Here is a 9,323-nt window from a genome sequence, read left to right on the forward strand (position 1 = left end):
GATAGTTAAATTATTCTATTTTTCCGGGAAGTAATTGTTATATTTTTAACATTTTCACTATTCGTAAAAAAATATTAATCTACCTGAATTATTGGTAATAAAAAGAGGCTGAATTAGCATTTTGGGATTGGATATAAAGTTGTTATCCCTCTTGCTCGGAGGCATCCCAGTATTGATCGGACATCCCATTATTCCCCGATAGTACGACTTTCATGGGCTACCCGATCCCCTACCTTGGCAAGGGAATCGGGATTGTCGAAAAAGTCTACGGCCTCTTTGGTTCGACCGAAAAGATGCTCGCTGGGCAGTTCGTCTATAATGCGGCTGTTAAAAATAATATCCCGCGTTGGTCCTATGGCACTGGCGATATAGAATCTGATACCGCGTTCATGGATTTCCCGGATGGCATTGGCCAACATTTCTACCGCGGTAGAATCGATGTAGTTGATGGGCTCCGCATTGAGCACGATACCCTTCAAACCAGCCCCCTTGGCATCGATATAGCGAAAGAGCTGTTTTTTAAAATAATCCTTATTTCCAAAATACAATTGGGAATCGAAACGGAGCACTAGCAGGTCGGGCCTGTACTCGATATCACCTCCGAATCGGTCCACATTCTTGTAGTATTCCGAGCCTTTGATCTTACCCAGTACCGCAAAATGGGGTTTCGATGATCGATATACCATCAACAGCAAAGAAAGTAGCACACCCAACAAAATACCTTCGGGGAGACCTATGGACAAGGTAATCAAAAAGGTAGCCAGAAGCATGACGAACTCGTCTTTACGGTATTTCCACAACATTTTAGGATAGGTAACGTCGATAAGTTGCACTACCGACACCATTATAATACTGGCCAAGGCCGCATTAGGCAGGTAATAGAACAAATGGGTAAAGAACAATAGTGTCAGCGCCACAAGCAGCATGCTAACCAAGGACGCTACCGGGGTTTTGGCACCGGAAGTAGTATTGATGGCCGACCTTGAAAAACTGGCCGAAGCGAGATACGATTGAAAAAACGAACCTAACATATTGGCCATTCCCAAGGCCAATAATTCCTTGTTGGCATCAATGGTCTCTTTATCGTTCTTTTCCTCTAGGGCCTTGCCGATGCCTATGGCCTCGGTATACCCGATCAAAGCAATGGTAACCGCTATCGAAAAAAGTCCCCTTATCTTTGGCCAGCTAAATTCAGGAAGTGAAAAGGAGGGTAATCCATCCGGCACATTACCGACGATATGCACTCCATAACTCTCCAATCTAAAAAAATAGACGGCCATAATGCCGGCTACGACCACCGTTAAAATAGAGGGTATCTTATCGTTCCACCGTCTTAACAAAACTATTATCACAATGCCCATCAAACCGATCAGAAGCGCGTAGCCATTAGTCTCAGGTACGGCAAGTACGACGTTGATCACCGATTTATGAAACTGGTTGGTCTGGGGAATGTTTACACCGAAAAAGTGCTTTAATTGGCTGAAGATAATAATCAATGCGGCCGCGGAAGTAAAACCACTAATTACGGGTTTCGACAAAAAATTGGCCAAGAAACCCATGCGAAACAAACCTAGGGTAAATTGAATAACACCGACCATAAAAGCGAGTAAAAGTGCCATGGCAATGTAACTTTCCACTCCTGTCAGGGCCAAAGTGCCTAGTCCGGCAGCGACCAACAACGAATCCATGGCCACCGGCCCTACGGCCAACTGTCGGGAAGTTCCAAGAAAAGCATAGATCAAAATGGGTACGAGGGAAGCATAAAGGCCATAAACAGGAGGCATACCCGCAATCATGGCATAGGCCATGCCCTGCGGCACCAGCAAGATGCCGACGGTCAGACCGGCTACCATATCTTTGGCGAACCACCTTTTCTTGTAGGTCGGCAACCATTGCAGAAATGGAAGGAATCGTCGCATTATGACAAAGATAATGGAAAGTTGGAATTCAAATACAAGTTCAAACTCAAGTTCGAATCCAAGTTCAAACTCAATTTCAAAACCAAGTTCAAGGTCAAGTTTAAGGTCTAATTAAAATTCCAGAAGTTAAGCAGTTTATTAGGTTTAGCGGTTCAGAATGTATTGTAGGATTAAGGTTGAAAGTTCAACTGCGACTTCGTAACTGTTCAAACCTGACTATAGGCAGGTTCGAGAGTAAGGAAACGATACATCTTGAACCCAAAAAATCCCGTAAAACGGGATTTTTGAACTATTAAAAGGAATTTCTTAACCTAATTTGTTCACCTTTTCAACAAGCCCCTCGGCTTTTTTTTCCAGTTCTTGGCGAACACCTTTTAGATGTTTGCTTCTATTGTCGACATCCTTTTTGTTTACTTCGGCGATCAATCCGTCAAAAGTAGCGATGGCTTCATCGATGACCGCGGCCCCTTCTTTGGAATCCTGTTTATTATTCGCCGCATCCGTAATATAGACGGCTTCGATAATATCGCCCATTACGTTATTGATGTCTTTCTTTAATTCTCGTATACTTGCCATTGTTAAATAATTTTTTGCAAAAATAGGCTTTTTAATGATACCGACCTACAGGGTTTCTTCCGCGGTAAGATGAACTGAAACCTATGGTCTAAAAGACGCGTAAGGTCTACAAATCCATCAAATCGTCACCTCCAAAAGTTCAACGTTATCCGTTGTAATCGATAGGGATCTGGAAACTGCCGGCACCAAGACCGTTTCCCCATTTTTGATATCCGCAGTACCATTTTCATTAGCAATGCGGGCCGAACCACTTACGCACATAAGAATGGTAAACGAATCCCTTTTCGATAGGTCAAGATTCCAATTTTCGGTCAGGTGCAGATAGTCGGTCTTGAAATAGGGACAATCCACCATCGGATTAACGATGTTCGGATTGGAACCATAATTCACTTTGAAATCATCTTTCTTTTTATAATCTATGGCATCTAAAGCCTGCTCAGTATGCAGTTCGCGCAGGTTACCCTTTTTATCCTTACGGTTAAAATCGAAAATTCGATAGGTAACATCCGAAGTCTGCTGTATTTCGGCCAAAAGTACCCCTGCGCCGATGGCATGGACTTTTCCCGTATTGATAAAAAAAGTATCTCCCCTTCCTACTTTTTCATAGTTCAGCAGATCCAAAAGGGTATCGTTTTTAAGGCTTTCCGTATACTCTTCTTTCGATACGTCGCGATTAAAACCTACAATAAGATTGGCGCCGTCGTCCGCATCCATCACATACCACATCTCCGTTTTTCCGAAGGAGTTATGGCGTTCTTTTGCCAGTTTGTCGTTGGGATGCAATTGAACGGATAGATCCTGTTTGGCATCGATAAACTTTATAAGGATGGGGAAATCTTTCCCAAATCGTGCTACCACACTTTTGCCCAAGAGTTCTGCGGCCCGATCATCGATCAATTGTTGCAAAGAAGTACCCGAAAGCGCTCCATTGGAAACAATTGAAATATCACCTTTTACCCCCGAAAGTTCCCAGCTTTCACCGGTGATCTCACTCTCGATAGGTTTATGCAAAACTTCCTTCAATTTTGTACCGCCCCAAAGGCGTTCTTTTAGAATAGGATAAAATTTTAATGGGTACATCTTTTTAAAATAGAAAATTAAAGGTCAAGGGTCAAATGCAAAAATCTAGGAATTTGAAAAAAGTTGCAAAACAAAGGCGGGAAAACAATAAACCACGAAATTCAAACCGTTCCTTTCAAGCCATTTCTTTCAATGCGTTCATCGCCCGCTTCATATGACCGTTTGCGTTCATACTATTGAACACCATTCTTACCCTGCCCGTTGTGTCGACAACATAAGTCTCCCTTCCCGGCACCACCAGAAGGCTCTTTTTCACTTTAAACGATTCCCTTACTTTATTATCGGTATCGGATAATAACTTGAAAGGAAATTGATACTTGTCCGCAAATCTAGTATGGCTTTTTTCAGAGTCGGCACTAATGCCGACTACCTCCGCCCCGAGTTCCATAAAATCCTCATAATTATCACGAAAACTACAGGCCTGTTTTGTGCATTCTGAGGTATTGTCCTTGGGATAAAAAAAGATTACCAAGGGTTTTTTTTTCCTTAGATCTTCGCTTGAGAATGTTTCCCCGTGTTGATCTTTTAAGGTAAAATCAGAAATCTTATCACCAACTTTCAGTCCCATAATCAGCCGTTAAAGGTTACAAAATTACGCGGAGTCTCATAAAGCTGAACTTCGAGTTCATGCCTTTCTTCTATATACGGCCGTAAATTGTTCCAAATGACCACGGATATATTCTCAGCGGTGGGGTTCAAATCCTTGAACTCCGGCACTTCTACGTTCAGGTTTTTATGGTCAAGGGCATCTTCGATTTTTTCCTTGATCAAATCCTTTAGCACCTTCATATCCATTACAAAACCAGTTTCAGGGTCTATCTCACCATATACGCTAACAATCAGTTCGTAGTTGTGCCCATGAAAATTGGGATTGTTGCATTTTCCGAAAACTGCATCGTTCTTTTCATCGCTCCAATCTTTTCGATAGAGACGGTGGGCGGCATTGAAATGGGCTTTTCTACTGACTTTTACTTTCATTGATATCGGGACTTTAACCTAGAAATTTTTCGAAATATGATCATAGAATTTTTCAAAGATAATCTTGAACCACGCGGTATACCTCTCAGGATGCCGATCAATATCCATCCGTACCGCTTCAGGTTTCATCCATTTCCAGTCCGCCACTTCATCAGGATTTAATTTCGGCGGCCCGTCATAACTACCGATCATGACATGGTCGTATTCATGTTCGGTTAGGCCGTTATCAAAAGGAGCTTTATAAATGAACGAAATCAGCTCGTCGAGTTCTGCAACAAAGCCCATCTCTTCCTGAAGCCTTCGTTTCCCGGCATCTATATTCGATTCACCGACCCGTTGATGACTACAGCAGGTGTTTGTCCATAATAAAGGGGAATGGTATTTATCGGCCGCACGCTGTTGTAGCATGGTCTCGCCTTTATCGTTCATGATAAATACCGAAAAGGCCCGATGTAACAATGCCTTTTCATGCGCTTCCATTTTCGGCATGGTACCTATCTGCTTGTCGTTTTCATCGACGAGAATTACATTTTCTTCCTTCATACTGCAAAAATAAGGTGTTTCTGCCGACAGAGTACTAAGGAATTTGTAAAAATAGTTGGTAATCAGTTTTGTAATGGAGGCGACCGTTCAGCCGTTTATCTAAAAAAACCGTGGGGACTGAATCCGTCCACGTTTGCCTTTTTTAAAATCATAACGTAACAGAACTTCAAAAGATCCAGCGTTGAAAGAGGTACCCCCTAGGTCGGTGGTTTCCTTATCATAGGCAAGGCCCAACAGAAAGCCATCATCGACATAGAAGCCTAACATACCGCTTACAGCAGCACTCCACCTATAAGCGGCACCTACTATAAACTTTTCGTTGAACATAAAATTGGCGGATAAGTCAATTTGTAAGGGAGCGCCTCGCACCACCTTTGTCAAAAGGGTAGGCTTGAACTTCAGGTCTCGGTTCATTTCAAAGACATATCCCGTGGTGAAGTACAGGTTCATTCGTTCTTTTGCCGTAGAGATATTCGAACTCTTAAAATGGGTAGTTTCCAGAATTCTGGGAACGGAAGCCCCCACATAAAATTTGCCGTTATGGTAATACACCCCAGCTCCGATATTGGGAGAAAACTTGTTCTCGATATCCTGTTGTAAAAGAGGATCTGGACCGTTTGGATTACTGAAATCCTGATTGAGTTTGGAGTACTGGATGTCCAAAAGATGTGCACTTCCTTTTAGCCCAAAACTGAGACGGCCCTCCCTGGAGGTGAAAATGGTGTATGAAAAATCAAGGTCGAAATACGTTTCAGAGGTCGGGCCGATCTGTTCGTTAAGAATACCGAATCCGAGGCCTACCCCCCTATAGCCGATCGGCGAATGCAAGCTCAGTGTCTGGGTCTTCGGTGCCCCTTCAAGGCCGGCCCATTGCGAGCGGTAGAGTGCCGTTACGCTCAAACTCTCCTTAGACCCCGCATAACTGGGATTTATGCTCGGCATGTTGTACATGTATTGCGTGTACTGGGCATCTTGTTGGGCAAAAAGTCCTTCCCCCGACGAAAAAAGATGCACCGCCAAAATGGCAAGCAGATATTGGTAATAGCGTTTGCTATGATTTAGAAAATTCATTTTTTGCTATCTATTAATGTATAGGTAACCCGAGAGCGTTTTGGTCTCGCCAAGATTGTTCTTGTATTCCAAAATATAGAAATACGTACCTACAGGCAGTTGTCGGTCGGTGTCTACCGTAACTCTTCCTTCGGATGTACCGATAAACACATTGCCCTGGGTATTGTAGGCCTGCGTTCCGTAGACCAGTACGCCCCATCGGTTGTAAATGTTGATGGAGTTATCGGGATAATTTTCCAAGCCTTTGATCGTCAGTACATCGTGTATGCCATCACCGTTGGGCGTTATGACATTGAAAACCTCGATTTCGTCTTCCATTACGTTCGGCTCCAAATAATCGGGGATGCCGTTGCCATTACTGTCATCATTGGCATAGCTACCATCATTATTGGCATCCTCATCTATTGTGGGTATTCCGTCGCCATCGTCATCGGTATCCCTGTAATCGGGTATATCATCACTGTCGGTATCGGGCCGAATATCACCTTGATTATCCATCTCGTCGTTACCATTGCGGTCTATGGTTCTGTCCACTTCGTAGGCATCATCCAAACCATCGTTATCCGTATCGGAACCTATCAGGGTAACATCGGCAATACCATCATGATCGTGGTCATGGCCTTCGATACGGTCAGGAACAGTATCGTTATCACTGTCTTCGTCCACATAATCCGGTATGCCGTCGCCATCGGTATCCTCGGGAATGATTCCCGTGAGTCCATTTTCTTCGTAGGCATCGTCAAGGCCGTTGGTATTCGTGTCCTCCCCTCTCGGTGCGATGTGGTCGAATGTGGACTGCGCCTCGACATTATCGGGAATACCGTCGTTATCGCTATCGATATCCAAATAATCGGGAATGCCATCGCCATCGGTGTCCGTTGGATTGGTAGATGGATCGTTGTCGACATCCAAGTTGAGATCTTCAAAACTATCCACAATACCGTCGTCGTCGCTGTCAAGGTCTACCCCAGCAGAATTCACCATAATTGTAACGGTTGCGGTATCACAATTTCCGGCATCGTCGCAAAGGGCATAGGTAAACGAATCCTTGCCCAAGAATCCGTTATCCGGCGTGTATATTATGCTGTTATCGGAAGGATTATTAGGGGTACCGCCATTTTTAATTAGGATATTACCTTTGGATGGTTTTGTGGTCGTCAAAGTTCCGATGGAAGGGATATTAAGGTCGTTCGCCAAAATATCGATATCAAAAGAAGTATTTTGATCGATTGCCACAAGGTCGTCGATAGCGTCTACAATAGGAAGCACCTCGACCGTAACTGTCGCCGTACTACATTCTCCGGATGCATTACAGACTGTATAATCGAAAGCATCGGTACCGATGTATTTGGCATTCGGAGTATAGGTAATGATATCATCGGTCGGATTGTTGGGGGTGCCGTTAACGTCGATGTCTACGGTTCCATTTTCCGGCGTATCGGAAATGGTCAGCGAGCCCGAGGTAGGCATATTGGAATCGTTCGCATAAATATCCACAATGACCGATTCATCTTCGTTCACGCTGACCAAATCGTTGACCAGTGTGGCGGAATCGTCCATACACACCACCGTAAAATTCGGAAGGCTTTTGCTGTTGCCCGCCTTGGTAATTGTGGCCGTATATCGTACCACGGACGGTGTTGCGATTACCGTGGGACTATTTTGGTTTCCGCTTACGGCGGGACTCCAACTTAAAGTCGCGCCCGGCGGAACCGTATTCGCAGAGATATCCAAGGTTACTTCATTATCAGGTGAATTGCAGTGGGTCAGGATAAAATATCCGGTGGCGTTCTGTCCACACGATGTTCCGTCATAAGTAGCAAAATAGACACCCCTATCCGTTGCCTCATAAAAGGAATTCGTACTTAAGACCGTGCCCCTATCGGAAGCCTCGTACCAACGGAAATTCGTTCGGGTCTCCCCGGCAGTATCCGGCGGCGCCTGCAGCAGATACTGTGCGTTTGATACCGCTAGCCCCAGCAAGGTAAAAACCAAACTGAGGACGAGCTTTTTATATGTAGGAATGGATTTCAAATCGATTTGGGGTCGTTTTTGGTTTACTTGACTACAAAGACTACATTGATGAGGGCGTTATAATCGGTAGGTTGACCAATGATTGTATAGTTCAGAACTCCTGCAGGCGTAATTGACATTGTTCCAGTATTAAAAACGGTAGGATCCGCATAGGTTATATGATAGTCCAATTCAATGGCGTTATACGTTGGAATCGCTCCACCACTACTTACTACAGGCGAACCGAATTGAGCGATGTATTGCGCATACAGATCAATTGAAAACGTTCCGTTTGTGGAAGCATCCACCGCTATGGAAGGTGGGTAGAAAATCCTTGACGATTTAACTGAATTCACCTGTACCACATCACCATCTGCATCTGTTGCCAAAAGATAATCCGCAGATGAGTTTTTGTACGGCGTCGTAGCTGCTGCGTAATCGGTAAAGCGCACCGCACCGCCCTCAACATCTAATCGGGCATCGGGTGTATTGGTACCAATTCCAAAAGAGCCATTTGTAAAGCCAAGATCTTGACCGTTCATACTATAGGTACGGGTCTCGGCGTCTTGGGTCAGGTTGTCTGTGGCTAAGTTGGTGTTGTCTCGATACACTGAAAGATCGATAGTCGGTGTAGGCGTGGGGTCTCCTGTTATGCTTAAGATATCGCCGCTCAAAGAAAGATCTTGATCGTCGGTTGCAGGGTTACCTGCAGGGCCTGTTGCACCTGCGGGGCCCTGTGGACCGGTCGCGCCGTCCAAACCGTCTAATCCTGCGGGACCCTGGGGTCCTGCATTTCCCTGTGGACCTGTCGCTCCGTCAGCACCGTCTAATCCTGCGGGACCCTGTGGACCTGCATTGCCCTGTGGACCTTGTGGACCCGTTGCTCCGTCAATTCCATCCAATCCGTTTGCTCCCGTGGGGCCTTGTGGGCCTGTCGCCCCGTCCGCGCCGTCTAATCCTGAGGGACCCTGTGGACCTGCATTGCCCTGTGGACCTTGTGGACCCGTTGCTCCGTCAATTCCATCCAATCCGTTTGCTCCCGTGGGGCCTTGTGGGCCTGTCGCCCCGTCCGCGCCGTCTAATCCTGAGGGACCCTGTGGACCTGCATTGCCCTGTGGACCTTGTGGACCCGTTGCTCCGTCA

At 45.2% G+C, this 9,323-nt stretch carries 8 protein-coding genes and 1 pseudogene; all 9 read right to left on the reverse strand.

The annotated features are described in order from the left end of the window. Positions 1–188: 188 nt before the first annotated feature. The gene (locus BLT07_RS15805; RefSeq protein WP_091871308.1) at positions 189–1,919 is read right to left on the reverse strand and encodes a SulP family inorganic anion transporter; all 1,731 of its coding nucleotides are present in this window, start codon (positions 1,917–1,919) and stop codon (positions 189–191) included. Between the two features lie 306 nt (positions 1,920–2,225). Beyond that, the gene (locus BLT07_RS15810) at positions 2,226–2,495 is read right to left on the reverse strand and encodes a hypothetical protein (protein WP_091871311.1); all 270 of its coding nucleotides are present in this window, start codon (positions 2,493–2,495) and stop codon (positions 2,226–2,228) included. 117 nt (positions 2,496–2,612) lie between these two features. Beyond that, a complete protein-coding gene (locus tag BLT07_RS15815) occupies positions 2,613–3,575 on the reverse strand; it encodes a type I phosphomannose isomerase catalytic subunit (protein WP_091871315.1) in 963 nt (320 codons plus the stop codon). Positions 3,576–3,690: 115 nt separating this feature from the next. Further along, positions 3,691–4,143, reverse strand: coding sequence for a peroxiredoxin (locus BLT07_RS15820; protein WP_091871320.1), 453 nt, complete (start codon positions 4,141–4,143; stop codon positions 3,691–3,693). A 2-nt stretch (positions 4,144–4,145) separates the two neighbouring features. Further along, positions 4,146–4,553, reverse strand: coding sequence for a 6-pyruvoyl trahydropterin synthase family protein (locus tag BLT07_RS15825; protein WP_091871324.1), 408 nt, complete (start codon positions 4,551–4,553; stop codon positions 4,146–4,148). A gap of 18 nt (positions 4,554–4,571) precedes the next feature. Continuing rightward, entirely contained in the window at positions 4,572–5,096 is a 525-nt protein-coding gene (idi, locus tag BLT07_RS15830) for an isopentenyl-diphosphate Delta-isomerase (protein WP_091871328.1), read from the reverse strand. Between the two features lie 99 nt (positions 5,097–5,195). Further along, a complete protein-coding gene (locus BLT07_RS15835) occupies positions 5,196–6,167 on the reverse strand; it encodes a PorP/SprF family type IX secretion system membrane protein (protein WP_091871333.1) in 972 nt (323 codons plus the stop codon). 6 nt (positions 6,168–6,173) lie between these two features. Then, a complete protein-coding gene (locus BLT07_RS15840; protein WP_245726577.1) occupies positions 6,174–8,201 on the reverse strand; it encodes an Ig-like domain-containing protein in 2,028 nt (675 codons plus the stop codon). 23 nt (positions 8,202–8,224) lie between these two features. Continuing rightward, positions 8,225–9,323 (reverse strand): annotated as a pseudogene (locus BLT07_RS21585) (hypothetical protein); the annotation flags it as partial.

Origin of the sequence: Pricia antarctica, from assembly GCF_900101815.1 — a bacterium.
GTDB classification, from domain to species: Bacteria; Bacteroidota; Bacteroidia; order Flavobacteriales; family Flavobacteriaceae; genus Pricia; species Pricia antarctica.

Coding starts and splice junctions, on each gene's coding strand:
- BLT07_RS15835 (WP_091871333.1), bottom strand. CDS start 6,167: ATGAATTTTCTAAATCATAGCAAACGCTATTACCAATATCTGCTTGCC.
- BLT07_RS15810 (WP_091871311.1), bottom strand. CDS start 2,495: ATGGCAAGTATACGAGAATTAAAGAAAGACATCAATAACGTAATGGGC.
- BLT07_RS15805 (WP_091871308.1), bottom strand. CDS start 1,919: ATGCGACGATTCCTTCCATTTCTGCAATGGTTGCCGACCTACAAGAAA.
- idi (WP_091871328.1), bottom strand. CDS start 5,096: ATGAAGGAAGAAAATGTAATTCTCGTCGATGAAAACGACAAGCAGATA.
- BLT07_RS15820 (WP_091871320.1), bottom strand. CDS start 4,143: ATGGGACTGAAAGTTGGTGATAAGATTTCTGATTTTACCTTAAAAGAT.
- BLT07_RS15815 (WP_091871315.1), bottom strand. CDS start 3,575: ATGTACCCATTAAAATTTTATCCTATTCTAAAAGAACGCCTTTGGGGC.
- BLT07_RS15825 (WP_091871324.1), bottom strand. CDS start 4,553: ATGAAAGTAAAAGTCAGTAGAAAAGCCCATTTCAATGCCGCCCACCGT.